Origin of the sequence: Limnohabitans sp. T6-5, from assembly GCF_003063315.1 — a bacterium.
Lineage (GTDB): Bacteria > Pseudomonadota > Gammaproteobacteria > Burkholderiales > Burkholderiaceae_C > Limnohabitans_A.
On sequence record NZ_NERV01000004.1, the window covers coordinates 337,144 to 361,850 of the forward strand.

The 24,707-nt window shown below is 57.6% G+C and carries 24 protein-coding genes; 9 read left to right on the forward strand and 15 right to left on the reverse strand.

Going from position 1 to position 24,707, the window contains the following annotated elements:
• Nucleotides 1–353: 353 nt before the first annotated feature.
• From B9Z51_RS16860 to B9Z51_RS18710, 3 genes are all read right to left on the reverse strand, one after another.
• Entirely contained in the window at nucleotides 354–1,319 is a 966-nt protein-coding gene (locus tag B9Z51_RS16860; RefSeq protein ID WP_108376366.1) for a LysR substrate-binding domain-containing protein, read from the reverse strand.
• A 279-nt stretch (nucleotides 1,320–1,598) separates the two neighbouring features.
• Nucleotides 1,599–3,674, reverse strand: a complete 2,076-nt coding sequence (recG, locus tag B9Z51_RS16865; RefSeq protein ID WP_233255014.1) for an ATP-dependent DNA helicase RecG — start codon at nucleotides 3,672–3,674, stop codon at nucleotides 1,599–1,601.
• A 42-nt stretch (nucleotides 3,675–3,716) separates the two neighbouring features.
• Complete coding sequence (locus tag B9Z51_RS18710; protein ID WP_199227572.1) at nucleotides 3,717–4,130, reverse strand: hypothetical protein; 414 nt, start codon at nucleotides 4,128–4,130, stop codon at nucleotides 3,717–3,719.
• A gap of 549 nt (nucleotides 4,131–4,679) precedes the next feature.
• Here B9Z51_RS18710 and B9Z51_RS16875 point away from each other — a divergent pair.
• The 5 genes from B9Z51_RS16875 (at nucleotide 4,680) to B9Z51_RS16895 (ending at nucleotide 9,675) form a co-directional block, all read left to right on the forward strand.
• Nucleotides 4,680–6,809: a hypothetical protein gene (locus B9Z51_RS16875; protein ID WP_108376315.1), complete on the forward strand. Its 2,130-nt coding sequence runs from the start codon at nucleotides 4,680–4,682 to the stop codon at nucleotides 6,807–6,809.
• The gene (locus B9Z51_RS16880; RefSeq protein WP_146187796.1) at nucleotides 6,784–7,881 is read left to right on the forward strand and encodes a hypothetical protein; all 1,098 of its coding nucleotides are present in this window, start codon (nucleotides 6,784–6,786) and stop codon (nucleotides 7,879–7,881) included. The genes B9Z51_RS16875 and B9Z51_RS16880 overlap by 26 nt, the downstream gene beginning before the upstream one ends.
• A 74-nt stretch (nucleotides 7,882–7,955) precedes the next feature.
• The gene (gene queA, locus B9Z51_RS16885) at nucleotides 7,956–9,026 is read left to right on the forward strand and encodes a tRNA preQ1(34) S-adenosylmethionine ribosyltransferase-isomerase QueA (RefSeq protein WP_108376317.1); all 1,071 of its coding nucleotides are present in this window, start codon (nucleotides 7,956–7,958) and stop codon (nucleotides 9,024–9,026) included.
• A 52-nt stretch (nucleotides 9,027–9,078) separates the two neighbouring features.
• Nucleotides 9,079–9,348, forward strand: coding sequence for a YlcI/YnfO family protein (locus tag B9Z51_RS16890; protein WP_108376368.1), 270 nt, complete (start codon nucleotides 9,079–9,081; stop codon nucleotides 9,346–9,348).
• Between the two features lie 18 nt (nucleotides 9,349–9,366).
• Nucleotides 9,367–9,675, forward strand: a complete 309-nt coding sequence (locus B9Z51_RS16895) for a type II toxin-antitoxin system RelE/ParE family toxin (protein WP_108376318.1) — start codon at nucleotides 9,367–9,369, stop codon at nucleotides 9,673–9,675.
• 21 nt (nucleotides 9,676–9,696) lie between these two features.
• Here B9Z51_RS16895 and B9Z51_RS16900 read toward each other — a convergent pair whose 3' ends face one another.
• The 3 genes from B9Z51_RS16900 to B9Z51_RS16910 form a co-directional block, all read right to left on the reverse strand.
• The gene (locus B9Z51_RS16900) at nucleotides 9,697–10,008 is read right to left on the reverse strand and encodes a non-heme iron oxygenase ferredoxin subunit (protein WP_108376319.1); all 312 of its coding nucleotides are present in this window, start codon (nucleotides 10,006–10,008) and stop codon (nucleotides 9,697–9,699) included.
• 130 nt (nucleotides 10,009–10,138) lie between these two features.
• Complete coding sequence (locus B9Z51_RS16905) at nucleotides 10,139–10,612, reverse strand: nuclear transport factor 2 family protein (RefSeq protein ID WP_369959486.1); 474 nt, start codon at nucleotides 10,610–10,612, stop codon at nucleotides 10,139–10,141.
• A gap of 2 nt (nucleotides 10,613–10,614) precedes the next feature.
• Nucleotides 10,615–11,880: an aromatic ring-hydroxylating dioxygenase subunit alpha gene (locus B9Z51_RS16910; RefSeq protein ID WP_108376321.1), complete on the reverse strand. Its 1,266-nt coding sequence runs from the start codon at nucleotides 11,878–11,880 to the stop codon at nucleotides 10,615–10,617.
• 197 nt (nucleotides 11,881–12,077) lie between these two features.
• On the opposite strand from B9Z51_RS16910, the gene B9Z51_RS16915 reads away from it, so the two are divergent.
• The 3 genes from B9Z51_RS16915 (at nucleotide 12,078) to B9Z51_RS16925 (ending at nucleotide 15,541) form a co-directional block, all read left to right on the forward strand.
• Nucleotides 12,078–13,013, forward strand: coding sequence for a LysR family transcriptional regulator (locus B9Z51_RS16915; protein WP_108376322.1), 936 nt, complete (start codon nucleotides 12,078–12,080; stop codon nucleotides 13,011–13,013).
• A gap of 138 nt (nucleotides 13,014–13,151) precedes the next feature.
• The gene (tgt, locus tag B9Z51_RS16920; RefSeq protein WP_108376323.1) at nucleotides 13,152–14,324 is read left to right on the forward strand and encodes a tRNA guanosine(34) transglycosylase Tgt; all 1,173 of its coding nucleotides are present in this window, start codon (nucleotides 13,152–13,154) and stop codon (nucleotides 14,322–14,324) included.
• Nucleotides 14,325–14,371: 47 nt separating this feature from the next.
• Nucleotides 14,372–15,541 carry an ATP-binding protein gene (locus tag B9Z51_RS16925; RefSeq protein WP_108376324.1) on the forward strand — a complete coding sequence of 390 codons (1,170 nt, stop codon included), beginning with the start codon at nucleotides 14,372–14,374 and terminating at the stop codon, nucleotides 15,539–15,541.
• A gap of 18 nt (nucleotides 15,542–15,559) precedes the next feature.
• On the opposite strand, the gene yiaA is transcribed toward B9Z51_RS16925, so the two are convergent.
• The 9 genes from yiaA to B9Z51_RS16965 form a co-directional block, all read right to left on the reverse strand.
• On the reverse strand, nucleotides 15,560–16,015 hold the full coding sequence (gene yiaA, locus B9Z51_RS16930) for an inner membrane protein YiaA (RefSeq protein ID WP_199227573.1): 456 nt from the start codon (nucleotides 16,013–16,015) through the stop codon (nucleotides 15,560–15,562).
• 83 nt (nucleotides 16,016–16,098) lie between these two features.
• Nucleotides 16,099–16,899 carry a DUF2145 domain-containing protein gene (locus B9Z51_RS16935; RefSeq protein ID WP_233255015.1) on the reverse strand — a complete coding sequence of 267 codons (801 nt, stop codon included), beginning with the start codon at nucleotides 16,897–16,899 and terminating at the stop codon, nucleotides 16,099–16,101.
• A 17-nt stretch (nucleotides 16,900–16,916) separates the two neighbouring features.
• Nucleotides 16,917–17,375 (reverse strand): hypothetical protein, encoded by a 459-nt coding sequence (locus B9Z51_RS16940; RefSeq protein ID WP_108376371.1) that lies wholly within the window; start codon nucleotides 17,373–17,375, stop codon nucleotides 16,917–16,919.
• 355 nt (nucleotides 17,376–17,730) lie between these two features.
• Complete coding sequence (locus B9Z51_RS18310) at nucleotides 17,731–17,922, reverse strand: hypothetical protein (protein ID WP_146187797.1); 192 nt, start codon at nucleotides 17,920–17,922, stop codon at nucleotides 17,731–17,733.
• Between the two features lie 32 nt (nucleotides 17,923–17,954).
• Entirely contained in the window at nucleotides 17,955–19,166 is a 1,212-nt protein-coding gene (locus B9Z51_RS16945) for a hypothetical protein (protein WP_108376325.1), read from the reverse strand.
• Nucleotides 19,163–19,732, reverse strand: coding sequence for a calcium-binding protein (locus B9Z51_RS19020; RefSeq protein ID WP_108376326.1), 570 nt, complete (start codon nucleotides 19,730–19,732; stop codon nucleotides 19,163–19,165). Before B9Z51_RS19020 ends, B9Z51_RS16945 begins: the two co-directional genes overlap by 4 nt.
• A gap of 124 nt (nucleotides 19,733–19,856) precedes the next feature.
• The gene (locus B9Z51_RS16955; protein WP_108376327.1) at nucleotides 19,857–20,351 is read right to left on the reverse strand and encodes a hypothetical protein; all 495 of its coding nucleotides are present in this window, start codon (nucleotides 20,349–20,351) and stop codon (nucleotides 19,857–19,859) included.
• A gap of 187 nt (nucleotides 20,352–20,538) precedes the next feature.
• Complete coding sequence (locus B9Z51_RS16960; protein WP_108376328.1) at nucleotides 20,539–22,485, reverse strand: MFS transporter; 1,947 nt, start codon at nucleotides 22,483–22,485, stop codon at nucleotides 20,539–20,541.
• A 19-nt stretch (nucleotides 22,486–22,504) separates the two neighbouring features.
• A complete protein-coding gene (locus B9Z51_RS16965) occupies nucleotides 22,505–23,389 on the reverse strand; it encodes a hypothetical protein (RefSeq protein WP_108376329.1) in 885 nt (294 codons plus the stop codon).
• A 120-nt stretch (nucleotides 23,390–23,509) separates the two neighbouring features.
• Between B9Z51_RS16965 and B9Z51_RS16970 the strand changes: the two genes are divergently transcribed.
• Complete coding sequence (locus B9Z51_RS16970; RefSeq protein WP_108376330.1) at nucleotides 23,510–24,241, forward strand: helix-turn-helix transcriptional regulator; 732 nt, start codon at nucleotides 23,510–23,512, stop codon at nucleotides 24,239–24,241.
• Nucleotides 24,242–24,707 lie beyond the last annotated feature (466 nt).

The following is a 24,707-nucleotide window of genomic DNA, read 5'->3' on the forward strand; positions in this document are numbered from 1 at the left end:
CGCAGACCACCACACATCGCCCCGAGGGCGGGGCTCCCACTCTGATCGCTGTGCCAAAGAAAAGCCGTTGACTTCAAACTTCACAGGGCCGGATCAATAACTGGCTGTGCCCTCGCAGGTCGGTACTTGCAGAGTCCGGCGCTTGCCCGTTCAACACTGCCGTTTGATGCGGGCATGACCGGTGAACATGCCCTTGTCGGGGTCTTCGACCACCGACCTACAAACTCGCAGTGCCTCGTAGGTCGGCACTCGCAGAGTCCGACGCTTGCCCGTTCAACACTGCCGTTTGATGCGGGCATGACTGGTGAACATGCCCTGTCGGGGGTCTTCGACCACCGACCTGCAAACAGGGCTCACGACAAGCGCGTCACGCCCGGCAATTCACAGGCATACACCGCGTTGCGCAAGGCGGCGATTGCTTCATAGCGCGTGAAACTGCGTCGCCAAGCCAGCACCACGCGGCGTGTCGGCGGTACGCCGCCTTGCGGGTCAACTATCGGCAAATAGCGCACATGGGCATCGCCATTGACCGACTTTTGATCTGGCGCCGTGATGGCCTCTGGCGGCACCGACAGGCGAGGCACCAATGTCACGCCCATGCCTGCGGCCACCATGTGCTTGATGGTCTCCAGCGACGAGCCTTCAAAGCTTTTACGAATGCCTTCGGTTCGACTTGAAAACCGGGCGAACTCCGGACACACCTCCAACACATGGTCGCGAAAGCAATGCCCCGTGCCCAGCAAGAGCATGGTTTCGTCCTTGAGCTGGTCGGTGGTTAAAGAGGCCTCCCCTGCCAGGGCGTGATTGCGCGGCAATGCGGCCATGAAGGGCTCGTCATACAGCGGTGCCACGGCCAAGCCCGTGTCCGGAAACGGCTCGGCCAAGATTGCGCAGTCAATCTCGCCTGTGCGCAGCATCTCCAGCAAGCGCACCGTGAAGTTTTCTTGCAACATCAAAGGCATCTGAGGTGTCCGATCAATGACCTGCCGCACGAGACTGGGCAACAGATAAGGCCCGATGGTGTAGATCACCCCCAAACGCAGCGGTCCGGACAGCGGATCTTTGCCACGCTTGGCGATTTCCTTGATCTCTGCCGCCTGCTCCAGCACACTTTGGGCCTGGCGCACCACCTCATCCCCCAGCGCAGTGACCGACACCTCACTGGCGCTGCGCTCAAATATCTTCATATCCAGCTCTTCCTCGAGCTTTTTGATGGCCAAAGACAGGGTGGGCTGTGACACATGACAAGCCTCCGCCGCCTTGCCGAAATGCTTTTCCCGGGCCACGGCAACAATGTATTTGAGTTCAGTCAGGGTCATGGGGCAGGTTTTCAGCAGTGAAGGGTGCGATTGTGGGGTATGGCCGTGATGGCCAAGCGAAGATAAGCCGTAGAACAGCCCGTCAAAAATGGCCATTCGGCATTTGCAAAGTGGTGCCTTCAGCCCCGACATGAGGCCTGCGCCAAAGACAACAACGTCGGCAATGAAGCCACCGACTTACAGTTACCCCCCCGCAGGCCAACACCCCCAGATCTGACATTGCAAGCTCCAGGCCGGTCCCAAATCGAAGTTGATGCCGCTGGCAGCAGCAAAGCTGCCTCACGCCTTGAGGTATTCCGATTTGCCGCCCAGCCAACGGTGAATGTGGCGCTCGGCCAGTTGCCGGTGTTGGTCCAACATTTGTGGGGCCAGTGCTCTGGCCCACTCCAGCAGGGGGGTGTCGGTTTCCAGATCGGCAAAGCGCAGCAAGGGTGCGCCGGACTGGCGAGCGCCCAAGAACTCGCCAGGCCCACGAATCTCCAAGTCTCGCCGGGCGATCTCGAAACCGTCATTCGTCTCCACCATGGCCCGCAGGCGTTCACGGGCCGTCTCACTCAAACGCCCACCCTCTGGCGTGCCATAAAGCAACACGCAAGCCGACGCCGCAGCGCCCCGCCCCACCCGACCGCGCAACTGGTGCAGTTGGCTCAAACCAAAGCGCTCGGCATGTTCAATCACCATCAAGGACGCATTGGGCACATCCACCCCCACTTCGATCACCGTGGTGCTGACCAGCACACCCATCTGGCCGCTGGTGAACAAGTCCATCACGGCTTTCTTTTCGGCCACCGGCATGCGCGAATGCAACAAGCCCACCATCACGCCTGGCAAGGCCTCGCTCAGGTCGGCATGGGTCTGGGTGGCGTTGGTCAGGTCCAGGGCTTCACTTTCTTCGATCAGTGGGCACACCCAATACACCTGTCGCCCCTGCTGCAACTGGGCGCCTATGCGCTCCACCACCTCATGGCGGCGGTGGTCTGACACCACCCGGGTCACGATGGGTGTGCGGCCCGGGGGCAATTCGTCGATCACCGACACATCCAAATCAGCGTAATAGCTCATGGCCAACGTGCGCGGAATCGGCGTGGCCGTCATCATCAGCATGTGCGGCTCCATGCCCTCGGCCTGCATCTTGCCGCGCAGGGCCAGGCGCTGTGCCACGCCGAAACGGTGTTGTTCATCAATCACCGCCAGCGCCAGGTTTTTGAACTTCACATGCTCCTGAATGACCGCGTGCGTGCCGACCACCAAAGCGGCCTCGCCCGACTCGATCAGCGCCAGCATGGCGGCGCGTTCTTTCTTCTTCTGGCTGCCAATCAGCCAGGCCACCTTGACCCCCAAAGGCTCCAGCCAGCCCACGAGCTTGGCAAAGTGTTGGGTGGCCAGAATTTCGGTCGGCGCCATCAAGGCGCATTGCCAGCCCGCATCCACCGCCACCATGGCCGCCAACGCCGCCACCACGGTTTTGCCCGCCCCCACATCGCCTTGCAGCAAGCGGTGCATGGGCACATGGCGATCCAGGTCTATGGCGATCTCTTGGCCCACACGCTGCTGGGCATTCGTCAAGGCAAAGGGCAAAGCCTTGAGCAACTGGCCATACAAACCACTGGTTTTCAAGGTCAATGCGGGTGCGCGCAGCAAATCACGCTCGCGCTTGGCCGTGAGCTGCGACAACTGCTGCGCCAGCAACTCTTCACATTTCAAGCGTACCCAAGCCGGGTGGCTGCGGTCTTCCAGCGCCGCCAGCGACACATCGGGTGTGGGGTGGTGCAAAAACTGCAGCGCATCGCGCAGTGACCAGGCGCCGCGCCGGTCAGGCCAGGGCACGCCTTGGGGCAGCGTCTCGCTCAGATCCGCATGGTTCAAACCCGTGATCACCGCCCTGCGCAAATATGCCTGCGCCAATCCCGCCACCGTCGAATACACCGGCGTCAAGGCCTCGGCCAAGCTGCCCCCTGCGGCCTTGAAGCTCGGGTGCATCATGGTCAGACCCATGAACCCGCCCTTGACCTCGCCGCGAGCGCGTATGCGGTTACCCACCGCCAGCGCCTTCTGGTGCGACGGGTAAAAGCTGAAAAAACGCATCACACAGGTGTCAGAGCCATCGTCCACCGACACCAGCAACTGCCGACGTGGCCGCTGCGTGATCTCGCAAGCCGTCACGGTGGCTTCAATTTGCGCTGTATCGCCCTCACGCACATCGCGCAACTTGACGATGCGGGTTTCATCCTCATACCGTAAAGGCAAATGCAGCGCCAAATCAATGTCACGCACCAAACCCAGCTTGATCAGGGCTTTTTGGGGGGCACTGAGGGTTTTGGAAGACGGGGATGGAGATGCAGACGGGGCAGGCATGGCCTGATTGTGCCGTGGCATTCACACCGCAAAAAAATCACTTCAGGTTTTACTCTTGGCTACCGCTGCCATAGACAAAGCCACAACCACCTCACGCACTGTTTTGCGCTCATTCAGTGGCAAAGCCAGATACCGATTGAGCATTTCACGATCCGCCATATTCATCGCGTCCATCGCGGCATCGCCTTCACTGGCCTTGAGCACCAAGCCTTCCCGTCCAAAACGCAATTCGTCGGGGCTGACCTGCAACCAATCGGCCAACACACGCAGCTTGTCCTGAGTGGGTATGGCTTTGCCCAACAGCCAATTGCGCGCAGTGTGCGGCGTGACGCTGCGGCCCCAAAAGCGCAGATTGAACTCATTGGCCAATACGGTTGGCGAAGCACGAACTCCGGAAGCCTCCAACGCGCGGCGGAGACGTTGTGCAAAGGCTTCAGTTTCGGTTGATGTAGGCATACAACGAAATTACATTCGCAATCCTAATGGACATTGAATTTTCATCACAATCTTCAATAAAGTCACTTACTTTCTACAAGTACACAAAAACCATTAAATACATGCATATTGAATTAATGATTCATTGGTTTTTAATAAATAATCAACAAAATGCATCTCAACCATACAGCCAGCTTACCGGTTTGGCGAAAGCTGGATGCGCAATAAGTTCTAGTTAGTGCGGTCACTCGGACATCTACGCCATGTACGTGCCATGCGAATCACCCATCAAGAGATTTCTTTAGCCAAATGAGCACACGGCATGTCCATACGGACCAAAGCATTGATGAGACTTTGGTGAGCCGTTTATTGCAATCCATCACAAATGGAAAAATTTGCAATTTTTATGTTGTTGATCCGGCACGGTGAACATTGAAGTTTGCCTCTTCATCATCCTGAGACAAGCGACAAAAAAGTAGTGATACAAAATGAAAATCAATATTTATAATTACTTATTTTGTTATAGTAACTTGCTTTTAAAAAGCACTCGATTTCAGAAGGATCAAATTAATGAAAACATCCAAACCAATTCTTGCAGGACTTGCTCTTGCAGTCGGAGTATTAACGGGTTGCGGCGGTGGTGGCGGCGGCGGTGACAAGGGCAATACACCCGCATCAGTCAACCTGAGCGGCAATGCAGCCAAAGGCGCATTGATGGATGCCGATGTCAATGCTTATGAAATCATCAACGGCTTGCAATCAACCAGCATGTGGGCACACACCACGACTGACGCGACCGGCGCTTACACCCTGAAGGCTGCTCCCACAGGCAACCCAGTGGTAGTGGAAGTTGTGGCCAATGCCAAAACCACCATGCTTGACGAAACGCAAATCGAAACCGATGGTAGCTTCAAAAAAGTCTCAGTCCCCAGTCTGACCTTACGCACCTTCGTTGCATCACTGAATGAAGAAGCCACCAGTGTGCAAGTCAACCCGATCACTGAAGCAGCGATCGCAATGGCCCAAGCATCGGTAGGCACAGATAAGAAACTGAGCATCGAGGTTTTGACAGCTGCCAAACAGGTTGCACTGCAAATGGCGCCCTTGGGTACCAGCCCATTCTCAGACAAGCCTGCATTGAAGACGACTGAAATGAGTGTCGAACAAACCAAATTCAGCGCAATGATGGCTGGCTTGATCAAGTCAGCAGACGCCAATTGCAATTTGCCATGTCAAGTTGGGAAACTTTCCAAAGGCATCAAGATTGATGTCGGATCAGACGGCAAAGGCACGCTGTCAGGCGTTGTAGCTTCGGCCATCCAAACTAAGCGCACTGAATTGCTCACAATGGGTCAAGCGGCTTGGCTGGATGACCCTACCAACTTCAGCCGTTTAGGCGACAAAAAGGACGAAGTCAAAACTGCTACAGCTTCAGCCCTCAGCGCCTCCAAAACCAATGCGGTTCCAACGAGCACAAAACCCACCTCTGAATTCACGGCCGCCGAAGGTCTTGAAGGCTTCATCACCGCCATGCGCAACGGTTTTCGAGCGACAGAAAAGAACCTGTTGAAGGCCAACGATGAACTCAATGCCAAGTACAAAGATATGAGTTTGGAAAGTTCGGAGGGGACAATTTTCGCCATTAATCGCATAAAACAAGACTGTTTTGAAAACAAATCAACATTTGCTTGTACCAACTCCCCTGGCAGCCATATTCAATGGACTAAAAATGGCGACACGTGGACAGGCAAAGTCGACAACACGGATGGTACGAGCACTTGGGAAGGAACGGTTAGTGGCAGCATAGTGAACGGCACTATCAATGCCACATTGAATGGTGTAAAGAAAAATAAATCTAACGGCAAGTTGCAGTCCAAGTTCGAAAACTTGAACATCATGGCCCACAAGTATTCAACGACCGAGGCCGGTAGTTTCAATATCAATGGCACTATCTGGGCCTATGACAAAAATAGTGATTTGAAAATTTCTCTCACGGCAAAAGACTGGAAAGCAACACTGTCGAAAACGACCGACATGCCACAGAAAGGGACACTCTCAGGTGAAGTGACCTTGGCCGCGAGCAATGGAGATGTGTTGACAGGAACCCTTGCAGCAAGCGGCCACCAGATACAAATCACACACAACTACAGCTATTACTGCGGCTCTGTCAATCTTTGCTCCAACAGTTGGACAGAAAATGACGTCAGCTGGACCGACATTAGATTGCATCTGAGTGCAACCAACAACAACAGCCAACTGCTTGCATTAGACGTCACAGGAACCCAGAACGCAATGGACCTCAACCAGGCAGAAGGCGCATCGAACTTCACCAAGTACAGCCTCGACGCTACGGCGGTCTTGACCGATACATTGACATTAAAAATCAATGGCAGCCAATCCGAATGGAACACTGAAAACTATGCATTCACTATCGCGTCTGGCGGCAGTGAAGTCAAAGTCAGTGGCATGTTCACAATCAACGAAGCCGAAGGCATCATCAAAGACAAGTGGTGCAACAACACAAACGTCTTGCGCTGCGCAATTTATCTCGACCTCAAGACGGCCAATAACGTCTACACCGCAAAACTGACCCGCCTCAACGGCAAACCCCAAGGCGACATCTACAAAGGGTCTACACAAGTGGGCGTCATCAAGGATGGCATCATCCAGGTCAATGGACGCGATGTTTCGATTTATTGACCGCTTGCAAGCGCAAAAAGGCCAGCTGTTGCTGGCCTTTTTTTCGTGGCTCCTCTGTGGCTCCGCATGGGGTCAGGTCTCTGCCTTTGTGCAGGCCGATCACAACAGCTCTTCAGGTTTGGCCACAGCCAACCATTGGCTGGCCAAAGGTTTAACGCCTCACAGCCCTGTGGAATGGGTGCATTACCGCGTCGACGCTGGCGTGGGCTATGAGCATGCACCTTGGAAAATATCTCTTGCTCAGACGCGCCAAGGCTATCTGCTGGGCAACAGCAGTGCCATGTTTCTGGCTGCACAAAATGAGGCCAAACACACTCTGGACTTGTCGACACCCGGTACTTTTCCTTTGCAGGCAGAGGTTTGGACACTCAAAGCCACGACTTTGGCGGCCAGCTTCAAACACAGTCTGTCCAGTGATCTGTCCGTGGAACTCAAGCCCTATGTAATGAACATCCATGACTACGAACACTCTAAAGGTCAGTTCACGCTGGTCAATCAAGGCGGCAACAGCCAGGTCACCGGCACATTGGCACGCACAGGCATGCGCGATTACGGTTTTTTGATCCATGACCAGCCCGATGCGGGCTGGGGCGCAGGTCTGAACCTGCGCAGCGATTGGCAAACCCATTGGGGCTCGACTCAACTGAAAGTAGAGAACCTTTTCAACCGGCTGAACTTTCAGACCATTCACCAATCCACACGGCAATACAACGTGACCGCCACCGGGGGGCAATTGAATATTGGCGCGCTGCCGTCAGTCACTGGGCAATATGGCTACACGAGCCTTCAAGAACATCTGCCCATGACTTGGCTGCTGAGCTTTCAACCGGTTGCCATCAGGGGGTTGACAACCGCCATCACCGGGCAAGACGCGCAAGCGCGCTGGGCACTGGGCTATGAAGGTCGGAATACCTACGGACGTCTTTGGTTGCGCACGGTGGCAGCTCACAACTGGAGCATCGGCGTCGATTGGGATATCCACCCCCATTGGCGTGCAGGCATTGGCGCGACCACGGATCAAAACCTGAAAACGCCCACGGTCTCCAGCTTTTACTTGGCTGGATATTGGTGAGTGCGACCCCTCAAATTCCGCATGCGAAAATCACGCCCTCTTTCACTTCGCACGGGCCTGTCCGGCCCTGAAGCATGACTACTTCTGCATCTGCCCCCCGCCCCTTCACGCTCAGCGATTTCGACTTTGAGCTGCCCCCCGAACTGATTGCCCAGCACCCGGCTGCCCAGCGCAGCGGCTCGCGTTTGTTGGATGGCTCATCGCCTGCGGTGGTGGACCGCATCTTTCATGAACTGCCAAGTTTGCTGAACGCAGGCGACTTGCTGGTCTTCAACGACACCAAGGTGGTCAAGGCCCGCATCTTTGGCGAGAAGGCCACGGGCGGCAAGCTGGAGTTGCTGATCGAGCGCGTGCTGCCCGGCCACCAGGTGGTGGCGCACATGAAGGTGAGCAAGAAGCCTTTGGTGGGCGGCAAGATGTTCATGATGGGCGGTGCACAGAACGGTGGTTTTGATGCCACCCTGCTGGGCCGCTGGCCCGATGAAAACGGCCAGTTGTTTCATTTGCAGCTGAGTGACGAGCCGCATGCGCTGATGGAAAAGCACGGCCATGTGCCATTGCCCCCGTACATCGAACACACCGACACTGCAGAAGACGCCCAGCGGTATCAGACTGTGTTTGCGCGTGCGCCCGGTGCGGTGGCGGCGCCCACTGCCGCCCTGCACTTTGACGAGGCCCTGCTGGCCCAGCTGGAGGCCCGTGGCGTGCAACGCGCCAGTGTCACGCTGCATGTGGGTGCGGGCACCTTCCAGCCTGTCAAGACCGAGAACATTGCCGAACACACCATGCACCGCGAGTGGTACGAGGTGCCCGAAGCCACACAGCAAGCCATTGCCGAATGCAAGTCGCTGGGCGGCAAGGTGGTCGCGGTGGGCACAACCACCGTGCGCACTTTGGAGTCTTGGGCCAAGTTCGGCCAAGCCAGCGGCGACACACAGATCTTCATCACGCCAGGGTTTGAGTTCAAAGTGGTGGACCGGCTGATCACCAATTTCCACCTGCCCAAGAGCACGCTGATGATGCTGGTGAGCGCTTTTGCGGGCTACGAGCACATCATGGGCCTGTATCGGCACGCGATCGCAAACCAGTACCGATTCTTCAGTTATGGGGATGCGATGCTGCTGACACGCACAACAATGGACTGAGCAAGCGCCCGGCGACCGCATTACAATTGCATTGCAATTGAAAGGTTTCAAGATGAAATCCGCAACACTCCCAGCGCTGCGTGTCAGCCCAGATCTGAGGCAAGCCGCCGAAAAGGCACTCCGGCCCAATGAAACCATTTCCAAGCTGATGGAAACATCGCTGGAGAGGTTCATTGCACACCGAGCGGCTGAAGACGAGTTCATTGCACGTGGGCTGCGCTCAGCCGAAGAGGCTCGCCAAAGTCAGGTCTACTTTTCTGCCGATGAAGTGCTGCAAGAATTGAAAAGTAAGCTGGCCAAAGCAAAGTCTTTTGCATCCTGAACCGGACCAGACTCGGTCATGGGTGAATTTCAGGTCCGCTTCACTGAAAAAGCAAAATCTGATCTGAATCGGCTGTACGACTTCCTTTTGGAATTTGACATCCATACCGCCGAGCGCTCACTTCAAGCGATTGAAGATGGTCTGGGGTTTCTGCGCCGATCACCCTTTTCGTGTCGTAAAGCCGCAGACGGCGCGCACGGTCCACTCCTCAGAGAACTCATCATCCCGTTTGGTGCCTCAGGTTATCTGGCGCTTTTCGAAATTGAGAATGCCCATACGGTCACCATCCTCGCACTGCGACATCAGCGCGAAGACGATTTCCACTGATGAAATTTCGCCCCGCAGGCATTAGCCCAGCTGCAGAAACACCCGCCCGCCTTCGATCTTGACCGGCCAGGTTTTGGCAGGCTCCGTGGCCGGGCCGCAAGCCACCGAACCATCGCGCAAGCTGAACTGCGCCTGGTGGAACGGACACTCCACATGGTGGCCTTCGACAAAGCCGTCGCACAGCTTGGCGTTACCGTGGTTGCACAGGTTGTTGATGGCGAAGACTTCGCCTTCCACGCTGAACAGGGCAATGTCTTGGCCCTCGGGGGCGACGGCAATGCCTGCGCCTTCAAACAAATCGGCCTCGGCGGCCACGTCAGTCCATTGGGTCATGGTTACTCTCTCTTGAGGTGTGTGGTGATGTGGGAGCCCCACCCTCGGGGCGATGGGTGGTGGTCTGCAAGGCTCTTTCGCGGCGAGGGCGCCGCTCCCACAGAGGGGTCCGACGCAGCGCCTTCTATTTTCAGATCGGGTAAATGATGGAGTTGGGGATCATTTCGCTGTCGTACACGCACAGGCGCTCGGCGAACTTGAAGCCTTCGGGGGTTTGCACGAGGGTGTCGATGTAGCGGCCCACATTGAACACGGTGCTTTCCTTGTCGAGCTTGGTGCGGAACACGGCGTAGTTGGCCTCGCTGTGGATTCGGCCGTCTTCGACCCGCCGCACGATGGGCGCGCCCACCACATGCCGCTGGTAATAGGGGTCGTGGTACAGCGTCTCTTGGATGCCGTACACGCGGTCCTTGAGCATGCCTTTGCTGGTGAACGACAGTGTGCACAGCGGGAAACCGCGCTCGTAATTTTCACGCGGCTGCAGTTTGTAGATGCATTGCTCGGTAAAGAACTCGGGCCACAGGTCCCAGTGGCCGCTGTCCACGGCGCTGGCGTAATCGGCATAAAGCTGCTGGATGCCGCACCAGGTTTGCATATCGACCATCATCAAGCCTCCATCACTTTGCGCCAGTATTCGTACATGCCCCGGATCAGCGTTTCGGTCACCATGTGGTCAGTCTCGCCCACATCGCGCCCGCCCAACTCCACCAGCATGCGGTGCGCGGGTTTGGTCTCGAACGCCTGCTGCGAGAACTCGATCACCTCGCCGTCGTCCGCGCTCACAAAACCGGCCGGGCCAAACAGGTTGGACTGGCGCAGGCGGCGCTCGTGCATCTCGGGCGTGTCGTCTTCAAAGCCGAAGTGCGTCCAGACAAAATCAAACGCACCATGCCCATCGGGCTGGATGTGCCGGGTGGACACGCTGTTGACCTGCTGCTGGAAAATCACACTCGGGAACAGCGTCATCATCACCGCCGAGGGCATCTGGTCTTCCATCTTCCACCAGTCTTCGGGCACGATGTCCAAGAAGCTCGGGTCGTTGAGCTGCATGCTTTCTTTGAAGCTGCTCACTTGCGTGACTTGCGACGCCTGCCCCGTGGCTTGGCCAGCACTGCCTCGGGTCGAGACCATGGCCGCATGGCGGTGGTGCGCGTCCATGCGAAGCTCGCTCTTGTTGTCGGCACGCCAGAGGCCAAAGGTCACAAACCAGGTGTGCAGCAAGCCGGGGTGATACGGATCCTTGATGTTTTCCTGCATCAGCTTCCAGTTGCCCGGAATGCGCTGGCGGTTGTAGCCCAGCACCACCAGCTTGCGGCCGTTGAACAGGCGGTCAAAGTATTTCAGGATGGTCGGACCCATGAAGTCCTCGAGCGACTCCACGTTGTGGTCGAACGACGCGAACACCACCCCACCTCGGGTGGCCACTTTCAGGGCTGTGAGGCCGTGGTCCTTGGGGTCAAAGTCGGCGGGCATGCCGCCGTTGACCTTGCCGTCTTGGCGCACGCCGCGCCGAAAAGGCACGCCCTGCAAGTCGCCCTTGAGCGTGTAGCTCCACTGGTGGTAGGGGCAGACAAACTCATTTTTGTTGCCATGGCGCTCGCGGCAAAACTGCATGCCCCGGTGGGCGCAGACGTTCTCGACCACATGGATCTGCCCGTCGGTGGCACGCGTCATGATGACCGAGCGCTCGCCCACCACCGTGCGCTTGAAGTCGCCGGGGTTCGGTATCTCGGCCTCCAGGCCCACGTAGCTCCAGTGGCTTTTGTAAAAGAAGCGCTCCAGCTCCTTCTTGTGCCGGTCTTCGTCGGTGTACAAGGCAAACGGGACACGGCTGGTGCCTTCCGTTTCCCAGTGAATGGGGTGTTCGGTCATGGGTAGCGCTCCTCAATTCTTTTTTGTAGGAGCGACGCCCTCGTCGCGATGGGGTTTGCAAACCGCATCCGCAAATCGAAAACCTTCGCGACGGGGGCGTCGCTCCTACAGTGGACGCCATCATGCGCAAAGCTTTGATTTTCGTAAATCGAATTTCAAAGATAATCATTATCCGAATTTCAAATACCACTCATCGCATGGAACTCGCCCGCCTCGACCTGAACCTGCTGCTGGTGTTTCACCACCTGCTGCGCGAAAAGCGCGTGTCTGCCGTGGCCACCGTGCTGGGCATGAGCCAGCCCGCCGTCAGCAGTGCGCTGGGCCGCCTGCGCAGCAGCTTGGGCGACGAGTTGTTTTTGCGCACCCAGCGCGGCATGGCGCCCACGCCCTACGCCCTGCAGCTGGCCGAACCCGTGGCCACCGCGCTCGACGGCTTGCAGCAAGCGCTCAATGTGCGCGCCTCGTTTGACCCCGCCACCAGCGAGCGGCGTTTCACCCTGGCCATGACCGATGTGGGCGAAATGTATTTCCTGCCCGTGCTGATGGACGCGCTGGCTGGGGCTGCCCCCGGCGTCACGCTCAACGTGGTGGCTGTGACCAGCGACAGCCTGAAAGACGACATGGCCTCTGGCCGCACCGACTTGGCGCTGGGCCTGCTGCCGCAGCTGCAGGCGGGTTTTTTTCAGCAAGCGCTGTTTCGCCAGCCCTATGTGTGCCTGATGCGCGAAGGCCACCCGCTGGCGACAGCCGCCGCACTGACGCTCACCGACTTTGCCGCCGCCAGCCATGTGCGCGTGATCGCCGCAGGCACAGGGCACGGGCGTGTAGACGAAGCGCTGGAGCGCCAAGGGCTGCAGCGCCGCATTCGCCTCACGGTGCCGCACTATGTGGCTTTGGGCGATGTGCTGGGCCACTCGGACCTGATCGCCACCGTGCCCGAGCGCTTTGCCCAGCGCGTGACCGGCCCCTTTGCCCTGGCCACCCGCGCTCTGCCGCTGGCGGTGGACGGCAGCGCCATCCACCAGTTTTGGCACGCCCGACTGCACAAAGACCCAGGGCACCAGTGGCTGCGAGGGCAAGTCGCCCAACTGTTTGGCGACGGCAGCAAACCCGCAGCCGAGCAAACGGTGTAAATCCACTTAAACGTTTTCTTGTGGGAGTGGCGCCCCCGCCGCGATCAAGCGTCCGCAAACCACAAGCATTCGCCGCGAGGGCGCGGCTCCCACAAATCAAACCATCGGTCCGTGGGCGGCCCTCCTACAATCCCTGCCATGCTCCAATTCGACCTGCTCAAAACCGACCCTTCCAGCCATGCCCGCCGAGGCACGCTGACCTTGAACCATGGCGTGGTGCAAACGCCGATCTTCATGCCAGTCGGCACTTACGGCACTGTCAAAGGCGTGATGCCGCGCAGCCTGCACGAGATGGGTGCGCAGATCATTTTGGGCAACACCTTCCACCTGTGGATGCGCCCAGGCCTGGACATCATGAAAGGCTTTGGCGGCCTGCACCAGTTTGAAAAATGGGACAAACCCATCCTGACCGACTCGGGTGGTTTTCAGGTCTGGTCGCTGGGCGACATGCGCAAGATCACCGAAGAAGGAGTGACCTTTGCCAGCCCCGTAAACGGCGACAAGCTGTTCATGTCGCCCGAGGTCAGCATGCAGATTCAGACCATCCTGAACTCTGACATCGTGATGCAGCTCGACGAGTGCACGCCTTACGAGACCAAAGGGCACCTGACGACCGAAGCCGAAGCCCGCAAGTCGATGGAAATGAGCCGCCGCTGGGCCGTGCGCAGCAAGGACGAATTTGCCCGCCTGGAAAACCCCAACGCGTTGTTTGGCATCGTGCAAGGCGGCATGTTTGAACACTTGCGCCAGGAATCGCTCGACGCGCTGGTGGAGATGGACTTCCCGGGTTACGCCGTGGGTGGCGTGAGCGTGGGCGAGCCCAAAGAGCAAATGCTGCAAATCATGGCGCACACACCGCACCGCCTGCCCGCGAACAAGCCGCGCTACCTGATGGGCGTGGGCACGCCCGAGGATTTGGTGCAAGGCGTGGCCGATGGCGTGGACATGTTCGACTGCGTGATGCCCACCCGCAACGCCCGCAACGGCACGGTGTTCACCCGCTTTGGCGACCTGAAGCTGCGCAACGCCCGCCACAAAAACGACCCGCAACCGCTGGACACCAGCTGCACCTGCCACGCCTGCGCCGGGGCTTCTGGCGTCACATGGGACGAAGGCGGACGCGAGGGTTTCAGCCGCGCTTACATGCACCACCTGGACCGCTGCGGCGAAATGCTCGGCCCCATGCTGACCACCATCCACAACCTGCACTACTACCTGAACCTGATGCGCGAGGTGCGCGAATCGCTGGACGCGGGGCAGTTCAGCGCATTCCGGGTCCAATTCAAGACAGATCGGGCGCGGGGCGTTTGAGGGATTTATCCTTGCAAATCATGGAATGAAACTCCATAATTGCAAGGATGTTTAAACGCCATTTGCAAGCTTTACTGGGTGAAGAACTCCAGTTTTCACCGGCCGTGGCCTTGCTCGGTCCCCGGCAGGTGGGCAAAACCACACTGGCACTGGAAGTGGCGCGCAACATTCCACACGTCTATCTCGACCTGGAATCAGATCGGGATCGCGGCAAACTGGCCCAGCCGGAGTTGTATCTGGAAAGTCACCTGGACAAACTGGTCATCCTGGACGAGGTGCACCGGGCGCCGGGCCTGTTTCCGGTGTTGCGCGGCCTGATTGACCAAGCCCGGCGCTCAGGGCGAGCATCCGGACAGTATTTGTTATTGGGCTCGGCCAGCCTGGATGTGCTGCATCAGTCAGGCGAAACACTGGCCGGTCGCATCGCTTATCTGGAATTGGGCCCCTTGAATGTCCTGGAAACAGGCCAGGGCGCCATGGATGACTTGTGGCTCCGGGGTGGTTTTCCGCAAAGTCTGACCGCCCCCTCAGATGCCCGCAGCCTGCGCTGGCGAGAAAATTTCATCCGCACCTATCTGGAGCGCGACATTCCACAATTCGGCCCTCGCATCGCCGCCGAAACATTGCGCCGCTTCTGGACCATGCTGGCCCACCACCAAGGCGGCATGCTCAACGTCGCCCAACTGGCGCGTAACCTGGGTGTGGATGTCAAAACCGCGCAAAGCTACATCGACCTCTTGTGTGACTTGCTGCTGGTGCGCAGGCTGGCCCCCTGGCACACCAACACCGGTAAGCGCTTGGTCAAAGCACCCAAGGTGTATGTGCGCGACAGCGGTCTGGTGCATGCGCTGCTGAACATCGAATCCAAAGAAAGTCTGCTCTCGCACATGGTGGTGGGTGCCAGCTGGGAGGGGTATTGCATTGAAACCCTGCTGGCCTGTGTGCCTGCGGGCGTGACGGGCTACTTTTACAGAACCAGCGGGGGGGCTGAAATTGATTTGCTGCTGGTTTGGCCAGGCGGGGAGCTTTGGGCCATTGAGATCAAACGCAGCAGCGCCCCCAAAGTGGAGCGCGGTTTTCACAGCGCCTGCGATGACCTCAAGCCCAGTCAAAAATGGGTGGTCTACCCGGGCCAGGAGACCTACCCACTTGCGGCAGACATTCAGGCGATTTCATTGCACGGCCTGTGCGAGAAACTCGCCCTCAACCGGGCGTGAAGAAAGTCGCCCGATCGCTCAGGCCTCAGCGCCTGCGTCATCCAACTTGGACATCGCCTCTGCCTTTTTATAGGGCGCCAAATCACGGATGTTCTTTTGCACCGCAATGGCACTGAACAGGGCCAGGCAAAACGCCATGCCGTAAAAACCCTTTTCACTCATGGCCAAAGTGGCGTTCCACAAGCCCACGCCCAACAACAACATGACCAGCCCCACGGACAACCAGCACAGCCCCATGTAAAGCCCGGTCACGGGAATGCCTTCGGCTTTGTCACGCACGCTTTTTTGCAGCGACACGGCGGCAAACAAGCCGTACAAAAGCAAGGTGAAGTAGTAGCCCTTCTCGTTCAATGCCATCGCGGCATTCCACAAGCCCACCATGTAAGTCAACGCGCCGACCAGTAACGCCACCCAGGACGCAAAAACAAAGGCGCCTGTCGGCTGCTGCGTGCGTACGCTCAATTCTGTATTCATTGTTTTGTCCATTTTTCAAAGTGATTGACGAGACAATTATTGATTGCCAAAGTCATCTTTTTAAACAGGGTATGCCCCATGCGTCACCACAACAAACGCTGCGGCGCAGAGCCCAGGCCACTGCGTTCCAGCCAATCCAGTACTGAGTCCACCGTGACGGTCTCAATGCGGTCGGAAAACCGTTTGCCATTGGGGTGGTCGTCAAAACGGATGTGCGCCGTGGTGGTGCTTGCGCCCAAGCGTGTCAGCGGCCCCAGGCGCAATGTGCTGGGCTGATAGCCCTTGAACCCCAGCCAGGCCTGCGCCTGCGCCCGTTGGGTGATGCCGGGCTCTGCGGCCATGGCCATCGTCTCGATGGCCCATTGGTTCGATTGCTGGTAGCGCGTGCCCCAGGCATAAGACACCATGCTGTAGGCGGGCTCATGAAGCCGCGTGTTGCGGGTCGGATCGGTCAGCAAAGCCAGCAAGGGCGCTTGCAGCTGGGCTGCAGGCACAGACCACACGGCTTCGTGTCGCCAGAGGTTGTCCATGAAGAATTCCCCGAGGCCTTGTCGGTACACCGCGCCCTCAGCGGTGCCGCACTGGTTGAGCTTGTGCAACACGCGCCACGGTCCCGCTGAAGTCTTGTAGGCCCAGCCCAGATGCGAGTAACGCAGCTGATACGGCGTCAAGTCCTGCCCTGCCCGACCCACCACCACCACCCTGGCACCCGTGCGGGCAAACACGGCATCCAGCGCTTCGGAGGTGCGTTGCGCCAGTGCCAGGCCCTGAGAAAGGGTTTGCGCGGTCATCGGCTGCTGATCGCACGAACGCCCCGCATGCGCCACCGACGCCATCACCCAACCCACAGCCAGCGCTACCGACTTCATCGTCAAGGTGTTCATTTCGTCTCTCCTGCGCTTCAAAACGACACACGCTCGTTGTGCAGCAAAGCGCGTCCCAGCTGATTGGGAATGAAGGCAATCACTTCCCCCGCCACCGAGAGCACCACACCCGCCGTGATCACGCTCACAGCCACGGCCGTGCCCACGCCAGCAGAGACCGCTTTGGCGCCGCGCCCAGCCACCGCGACACTGGCCCGCGCACCGTCAGACGCCCTCTCCAGCACATAGACCGTGCCAGTTGCCGAGGCCTCAACAGCCTTGACCACCAGCACCGCCCCACTGACCGCCAGCGCCACGGGCACCGCACTCACGGCCACAGCACCCCCTACCACACTGCCCGCCACGCCCACCACCGAAGCCACAGGCAAAGCCGACACCGCCAGCGAAGCCTCACTCTGTGCTTGCGCAGAACCTGCGGCCAAGCTCAGCGCCAGCGAAGCGGCCAAAACCATGTTTTTCAAATGAAAGTGAGTCATGTCGAAACTCCTGAACAGGAGGGGTTGGTTGAACATGCCGCGATGGTGCCGCGGCAAAGCTCAAACAAGGCTCGAAATCTGACTCTGGCGCACATGGAGTCACTGTGGGTATCGAAATTGGCTACTTGATCACGTTCCCGTGGCTGGCTGGTGTGTCGTGCAGATAGCCAGGCAAAACGTTTGAGGTCCTTATTCAGTTAAAAAAATACGTGCGGGCAACGACACTCATCACCATGCCAAGTACGAATGCACATATGGCGCTTTCATTTGCTACACCCCGAATGAGCCGAAGCGAAGCCCTTCGGCGTCTTGACGTTGAAGCACTAAAGTAATTGATTTTTCAAATTGGCTTCTTTCATTCGAATAGCCACGTTCTCTTAAAGTCGTTTGCATAGATGTGGCAAACAGTATTGAGCGCCCTATTACCCAGCGCTTGACCACCTGCATAGTCAGGGCCTGCAAACTTGCCGAACCGGGGAATCAATTCAGTCAGTGCGGTATAGCCATTTGTTGCATGGGGTGCTGTGGGACGTGTGTTGTCGGTCATGGAGATGCTTCTTGAATATTGAAAAAATTGGGTCAGTTAAGAAACTCGATGTCTGGCCAGAAAACTGTTTGGGGGCGCGCGCCCTCTACAGGTGCCAGGGATTGCAAGAACATGACCGGCTCGGGCGGTGCGCGACGGACATCTTGTATAAAGTACCCGTCTACCCTGCTGGGAAAGGCGTAGCCAAACGAAATGCCCGACAGTACGACTGCAACTTCTTTACTAAAGATATGGGCCGTTGATGGGGAGTAGTTGCTACTGATTCCACTAGGCGTAAGTGGCAACAATAGCGTTCGTTCCTTGCCAGGCGTTGTGCTTCTGACCTCTAGGTGTGAGCCTCGCACAATCCATGTTTTGCTATCCACGCGTGCCATGATCGTGCTAAAAAAAGGATCGGCACTGCGCGTCGGTATCCCAGTCGCTATACGCGGGTTGGCTGTATTTGTCGCAAGGCATTTGATGCCAGCGTGCACGTCCATACGATCCGGCACAGAAAACGCGAAACCACAAATAGCAAAACTTTCCCCTGTGTCGTCATAGAACGGGCCCGTTGCCTCGCGCTCCCACAGCACACGCGTAGCGGCACGGTCGTGTTTAGGCGTTTCAACTTTGGTTTTGATGTTGTATTCAAAAACATCACGGTGGTTCAAGTTTCGGCCACTGGCCAAGGTGACGTTGCCCAATGAACGCCAGTACAAAAGAGCCTGTCCATCGGGGTGCCATGCAGGTTTTGCTGCTGTTCTGACTTCGTCAATCACCGTGCTGCCAATTAACGTGTCTGCCGATTCGTTATAGCCAAGCTGCCCTTCACGAAACGCGCAGCTTTGGGGTACGGGCAGTGCAGGCAAAGGTTGCGCTAACCCTTGGCAATCCGCGACAACATATGCCAGCTGCCGCCCATCACGAGAAATGTCTGGCCAGAAATAGCTCTTGTTGGCGTCCTGCCCCGGAAGCAACGACCATGTACCCGTGCTTTCGATGCCGTTGGGCATGAGTTTGCCGGGCTGGTCGGGCTCCCACTTCACCAGCTTGCAGTAGGTGGGCGTGACAACACTGCATAAATTAACAACGCCCCAAGACGCATCGGGGGAAAATTTGGCACTGATAGGAAACCAACGTACTTTGATCTTGGCACTTGGCGAATTGGCAATTGACGCGTTTGTAATCTGCGCGGTTGCACATGCCACAAACATGGTCAACAGCACGGTTGTCAAAACCCGGACGGGTTTAGCGTGATCGCTCATGCCACCATCCTCCAGTGAAGATCGTTGGACACAAGAGCGTCTTTAAAGCTCAGCTTTTCTATGTCCGTGAGCGTGTCCGCCCCATCACAGCCCCAGGCCATATCGTCACCATTGCCCTCCACCAGCGCGTCGTTGTCTACACCACCGTCCAGCAGGTCATTGCCGTCTTGCCCCAGCAACACATCGTCACCCTCTTCGCCATAGACCTTGCCGTCGCCGGTGAAGCCATATTCCGTGTCATTGCCCGTGCCGCCCCACAGGTTGTCGTTGCGCGTGGAGCCGCCCATCTCGTCGTTACCCCCTCCGCCGAAGAAGTGCACCAGCAAGCTGTTGTTAAAAAACCCCGTATTCGCATAGGTGCTGCCGTCAAAGCTGTCGGCCCCATCGGTGCCGCGCAAGCTGCGATAGTTGCTGGCGGTCACGCCTTCGTAGGCAGATGCACCGGGCAAGACTGCCGCTGCCGGTGTGCCGGGTTCGCTGAACGTGAGTGCCTGCGGGCGTTGCGTGAGCACGTTGATCGTGGGTGCAAAAAGCGCATCAGCAGAGGCCGACAGACACGGGTCCATTGGGCAGACCCACACATGGTGGGAGCCAGCCCTCGCAAAAAACCATCCCAATCGCCATCGCTTGCGCAACACATGTACAGCGCACGAGGAAAAAAATTGGGATCTGCCCCCGAATTTCCTCATTTCACACCTCATGTTTTCTAAACCACAACAATCCAGCCAAGCGACCGGAGACAATAAAACATGAACAAACCGCCATATACCACTTAAAAATCGAACCCATCGACTCCTCCTTTATTGCTGTAAACAGATAAACGCTTATCGCAATAAAAATGAAAAAAGTTATCTTGGACAAAAGGCGTTTTTTTAACGGCCCACAAATCAATATCCGCCCTAAAAAACTACCTTCTTGGATTTTCAGCATCATCAAAAACAAAAATGCTGACGAAAACAGCACCATCACTTGGCACAAGTACATTGCAATATACTTATCCAAAAAATTGAATATTACAACACTCAGCAGACTCGCACCGATTGACAAAATCCATATTGCCCTATATTTTGAATATTCTTCAGCCGGCACATGTTTTTTGGCGTTCCAAAAAAATAACAAATAAAGAAATAAAATAATGTCCAAACCGAAAAGGCCATACAACCAAGAATTTTTTTCATTTTCCATTTAGAAACCTATTGCATATATTTGGCAGTGCACTCCCAGCGACGTTCACCGTCAGAATGAGTAAATACGTCACACTGTCCCAGTCCTTGTCGTTAATCAGCAGCTGCAGCTTGCTGATCAAGTGGCTGGTGTACGCAGTCTGATTCAATCCTGAGCGCTGCATCAAAACACCCACAGCCTTGTCACCTCAACCCGACAAGCCCAACACCCGCTCCCGCAAGTTGTCCAGGCTCACCGCTTGCGCAGGCAGAGCCTCGCCCACATTCAGGCCTACAGGATTGAGCCAGCCGCGGCGAAAGGGTTGAACCATGGCGGTGGGTTCGCCATTGCGCAGTTCAATGCGACTGAAGTACGAACCCCACAAGTTGGTCAGGGCCATGGGAATGACGCTCACCTCTTGCAGACCTTCGGCCTGGGCTTGTTCCAAGATTTTGATGATGCCGCCTTTGAAGGGCAGCAAGCTGCCATCGCGCGTGATGCCGCCTTCGGGGAAGATGCCGAGCAAATCGCCTTCGCGCAGCACCTGGGCGGCTTCGCGAAAAGCCGCTTCGTAAGCCACAGGGTCTTCGCTGCGCGGCGCAATCGGAATGGCTTTGGCCAGTTTGAACAGCCACCCCAGCACCGGCACTTTGAAGATGCGGTGGTCCATCACAAAGCGGATCGGGCGCGGGCTGGCGGCCATGAGCAGCACCGCATCGACAAAACTCACATGGTTGCAAGCCAGCACGGCCGCACCTTCGGTGGGGATGTGCGCTTCACCTTGCACCCGAAAGCGGTACACCACATGGGTGAGCATCCAGGCCACAAAGCGCAGCAGGTATTCGGGCACCAGCATGAAGATGTAAAAGGCCACCACCGCATTGAGCAGACCAATGCACAGAAACAACTCGCTGATGGAAAAACCCGCGCCCAGCAAGAGACCGGCCAGCACCGAGCTGGCAATCATGAACAGCGCGTTCAGGATGTTGTTGGCGGCAATGATGCGGGCACGGTGCGTGGGCTGACTGCGCATCTGAATGAGCGCGTACATGGGCACGCTGTAGATGCCCGCAAACAGCGAGAGCAAAGCCAGATCGGCCAGCACACGCCAGTGCGCCAGCTGGCCGAGGAACTGGCCGAGCGTGAGCGTCGCAAAGGCAGGCGGCAAGCCGCGAGAGGCAAAGTACAAATCCACCGCGAACACGGTCATGCCAATGGCCCCCAGCGGCACCAGGCCGATTTCGACATGGCGACGGCTCAGGATTTCGCACAGCAAGGCGCCCGCACCAATGCCCACCGAGAACACCACCAGCAACAAGGAGGCCACTTGTTCGTTGCCATGCAAGACATCACGCGCAAACGCCGGAAACTGGCTGAGAAACACTGCGCCAAAAAACCACATCCAGCTGATGCCCAGCAGCGAGCGAAACACCACCACATTTGTGTGCGCAAGCTTCAAGTTGCGCCAGGTTTCGGTGAAAGGGTTCCAGTTGATCGACAAGGCGGGGTCGGTGGCGGGCGAAACCGGCACGGCCTGCGCCAGTACACGCCCAAGCAAGGCCAGCGCCACACACGCCACGCCCACATAAATCGGCCCGACCAGCGGCAGCGCGATCAGCAAACCGCCCGCCACATTGCCCAGCAAGATGGCCACAAAGGTGCCCATCTCGACCATGCCATTGCCCCCGGTGAGTTCACGCTCGGTCAAGTGCTGGGGCAAGTAGGCAAATTTGACCGGCCCAAACAGCGTGCTGTGCAAGCCCATCAAAAACACACAGGTCAACAGCATCGGCACGTTTTGCTGCACAAAGCCCCAACCGGCCAGCAGCATGATGCCGATCTCCAGATTTTTGACAAAGCGGATCAGCACCTCCTTGGGGTATTTGTCGGCCAACTGGCCGCTGGTCGCAGAAAACAGCAAAAAGGGCAAGATGAACAAGGCCCCAATGACCAGCCCCGCCATGGACGCTGGCAACCACTGCACTTGCAGCTGGTAGGTCACCAGCACCGTGAAGGCGAACTTGAAGACGTTGTCATTGCCCGCCCCCAGAAACTGCACCCAAAAAAACGGTGCAAAGCGCTTTTGGCTCAGCAAGGCGAACTGGCTGGGATGCTCATGGATGGCCGCAGCGGCCAGGGCATTCGAATTGGACATGTGTGTTCTCCCTGTGTATTCAGATGGCGTTTCTGTCGAACGCCTGTTGGCTGGGCATTTTGCCGCAGTCTGTGATGGACAACGCCAAAGGCAACAGCGCACAGGCCGCCGCCAGGTGTTTGAGCGTGTGCCCGGCGATCTGTAGATGGGTCCAGATGAAGATCTGCTCATCCTGCAGCTCCAGCCACTTGGCCAGCACATAAAAACCCACCAGCGCCAGCCAAGGTGAATTGAACGACCACCGATCAGCCCTCTCACGCAGCGTCAAGGCCGCATGCGCCAACACCAACGCCAGGCCGCCAAACTGCAAGACTGCCCAAGGCATGACTTGGCCGCCCCACAACGGCAAGGCGGCAGACACGCTACCGGCGACCATGACACACCAAGCCAAGCGGAAAGCCCAAACCACTTGCAAGCGCTCGGCCACTGCCCAGCCCAACACCCCGGCAAAGGTCACGGCCATGCCCAGTCGGTCCAGCACCAGCGTGGCAGGCGCGGGATACCAGTGATAAACCGTAGACCCCGCCCAAGTCAGCACCAGGCCCACAAACGCCAGCATGGCGGGCCTTCTGGCCAACGACGTGCGGGGCACTGTGAGGTGAATGCGACCCACACCCCACAGCCCCACCCCCAACATGGGCAGGTTGCTCAGCACATCCAGGGTGTTTGGAATGCCGCCCCAGCTGCGCGCATCGACAAACGGGTGCCCATGGGCGTGCAGGTGGGTGTGACCGTGGGCGTTCAAGGACAAACCCAAGGAGGCGAGCCACTGCGGGTCGATGAACAGACTCAAGCACCACAGCAGCGCCCAAAGCAAAAGCACTTGGGTCCCGACACCGACGGCGGCATCGTCAGAAGCCCCCGGCCAGACTGTTGCAGTTGTTGAAAAAGTAGAAAAAGACATCGCAAGGCCTCCAGGCACAACAAACATGTGCTGAAGTTTCAAGTGCACAAGCTCTGAAAGAGGTGATTTATTGATTAAAGTGCAGAGTCCAAGTTCATCCAGTATCAAATTTCAATACCCATGAGCACCACCGCCGATCTGGTCAAAGCCATCAAGCAAGAACTCAAAGCCACCGGCATGACCTATGCCGACCTGGCCGTCGCCCTCGGCATGGCCGAGTCCAGCGTCAAGCGCATGCTGGCCAAGGCGGACATGTCGTTGTCCCGCGTCGATGAGGTCTGCCGGGCCTTGAAGCTGGACTTTGCAGAACTGGCCCGGCGCGTGGCAGACGCGCAGCCCCTGTTGAGCGAACTGAGCCAAGAGCAAGAGCGGGCCGTGGTGGCCGACAAAAAGCTGATGCTGGTGGCCATTTGCGTGCTCAGCCAGTGGTCCCTGGAGCAGATCACCGCCTACTACCAGCTCAGCGATGCCGACTGCATCCGCTACCTGGCGCAGCTGGACCGGATCGGCATCATCGAGTTGCGCCCGCTCAACCGTTACCGCCTGCAGTTGGCCAAAACCTTTCGCTGGCGCCCCCATGGCCCGGTGATGGAGTATTTCCGCGAGCACGCTTTGCTGGACTATTTTTCGGGGGGTTTTGATGCGCAAGGCGAGGGGCTCTTGCTGGTGCATGGCAGCATCAGCCGGGCCTTGGCACCATCATTTCTGGAACGCCTGCAGCGTGTGGCGCAAGACTTTGCGATGCAGCACCAGTCCGACCAGAAACTTAGCCACGACCACCGCGAGGGCTACACCTTGCTCTTGGCGATGCGCCGCTGGGAGTTCGAGGCCTTCCAGACACTGCGGCGCTGAACCAGCAGCTGTCGGACTCTGCGAGTACCGACCTACTATAGATCCGGCCCTGTGAAGTTTGAAGTGAAAGGCTTTACTTGGTATAGCGATCAGCTCTGCGATCAGTGTGGGAGCCCCGCCCTCGGGGCGATGGGTGGTGGTCTGCGAGGCTCAATCGCGGCGAGGGCGCCGCTCCCACAAAAAAATGCGTTCATGCAAACTTCATCGGGCCGAATCAATAAGAGGCACTTTGTATTTTGTAGGTCGGTGGTCGAAGACCCCGACGTTGACGCGCAAAGGGGCTCGCGCCCATGCAAGCGGTGCGGGTGATCGGGGAAGTGTCGGACTCTGCGAGTACCGCCCTACGAGATGCACCTTGTATTTTGTAGGTCGTCGGTCGAAGACCCCGACGTTGACGTGCCAGCGGCTCGTGCCCAGGCAAGCGTTGTGGGTGATCGGGGAGTTGTCGGACTCTGCGAGTGCCGAC

Bases quoted from the DNA above. Each gene is read 5' to 3' on its own strand.
- B9Z51_RS16860 (WP_108376366.1), bottom strand. From the start codon at position 1,319: ATGACCCTGACTGAACTCAAATACATTGTTGCCGTGGCCCGGGAAAAG.
- recG (WP_233255014.1), bottom strand. From the start codon at position 3,674: ATGCCTGCCCCGTCTGCATCTCCATCCCCGTCTTCCAAAACCCTCAGT.
- B9Z51_RS18710 (WP_199227572.1), bottom strand. From the start codon at position 4,130: ATGCCTACATCAACCGAAACTGAAGCCTTTGCACAACGTCTCCGCCGC.
- B9Z51_RS16875 (WP_108376315.1), top strand. From the start codon at position 4,680: ATGAAAACATCCAAACCAATTCTTGCAGGACTTGCTCTTGCAGTCGGA.
- B9Z51_RS16880 (WP_146187796.1), top strand. From the start codon at position 6,784: ATGGACGCGATGTTTCGATTTATTGACCGCTTGCAAGCGCAAAAAGGC.
- queA (WP_108376317.1), top strand. From the start codon at position 7,956: ATGACTACTTCTGCATCTGCCCCCCGCCCCTTCACGCTCAGCGATTTC.
- B9Z51_RS16890 (WP_108376368.1), top strand. From the start codon at position 9,079: ATGAAATCCGCAACACTCCCAGCGCTGCGTGTCAGCCCAGATCTGAGG.
- B9Z51_RS16895 (WP_108376318.1), top strand. From the start codon at position 9,367: ATGGGTGAATTTCAGGTCCGCTTCACTGAAAAAGCAAAATCTGATCTG.
- B9Z51_RS16900 (WP_108376319.1), bottom strand. From the start codon at position 10,008: ATGACCCAATGGACTGACGTGGCCGCCGAGGCCGATTTGTTTGAAGGC.
- B9Z51_RS16905 (WP_369959486.1), bottom strand. From the start codon at position 10,612: ATGGTCGATATGCAAACCTGGTGCGGCATCCAGCAGCTTTATGCCGAT.
- B9Z51_RS16910 (WP_108376321.1), bottom strand. From the start codon at position 11,880: ATGACCGAACACCCCATTCACTGGGAAACGGAAGGCACCAGCCGTGTC.
- B9Z51_RS16915 (WP_108376322.1), top strand. From the start codon at position 12,078: ATGGAACTCGCCCGCCTCGACCTGAACCTGCTGCTGGTGTTTCACCAC.
- tgt (WP_108376323.1), top strand. From the start codon at position 13,152: ATGCTCCAATTCGACCTGCTCAAAACCGACCCTTCCAGCCATGCCCGC.
- B9Z51_RS16925 (WP_108376324.1), top strand. From the start codon at position 14,372: ATGTTTAAACGCCATTTGCAAGCTTTACTGGGTGAAGAACTCCAGTTT.
- yiaA (WP_199227573.1), bottom strand. From the start codon at position 16,015: ATGAATACAGAATTGAGCGTACGCACGCAGCAGCCGACAGGCGCCTTT.
- B9Z51_RS16935 (WP_233255015.1), bottom strand. From the start codon at position 16,899: ATGAACACCTTGACGATGAAGTCGGTAGCGCTGGCTGTGGGTTGGGTG.
- B9Z51_RS16940 (WP_108376371.1), bottom strand. From the start codon at position 17,375: ATGACTCACTTTCATTTGAAAAACATGGTTTTGGCCGCTTCGCTGGCG.
- B9Z51_RS18310 (WP_146187797.1), bottom strand. From the start codon at position 17,922: ATGACCGACAACACACGTCCCACAGCACCCCATGCAACAAATGGCTAT.
- B9Z51_RS16945 (WP_108376325.1), bottom strand. From the start codon at position 19,166: ATGAGCGATCACGCTAAACCCGTCCGGGTTTTGACAACCGTGCTGTTG.
- B9Z51_RS19020 (WP_108376326.1), bottom strand. From the start codon at position 19,732: ATGGACCCGTGTCTGTCGGCCTCTGCTGATGCGCTTTTTGCACCCACG.
- B9Z51_RS16955 (WP_108376327.1), bottom strand. From the start codon at position 20,351: ATGGAAAATGAAAAAAATTCTTGGTTGTATGGCCTTTTCGGTTTGGAC.
- B9Z51_RS16960 (WP_108376328.1), bottom strand. From the start codon at position 22,485: ATGTCCAATTCGAATGCCCTGGCCGCTGCGGCCATCCATGAGCATCCC.
- B9Z51_RS16965 (WP_108376329.1), bottom strand. From the start codon at position 23,389: ATGTCTTTTTCTACTTTTTCAACAACTGCAACAGTCTGGCCGGGGGCT.
- B9Z51_RS16970 (WP_108376330.1), top strand. From the start codon at position 23,510: ATGAGCACCACCGCCGATCTGGTCAAAGCCATCAAGCAAGAACTCAAA.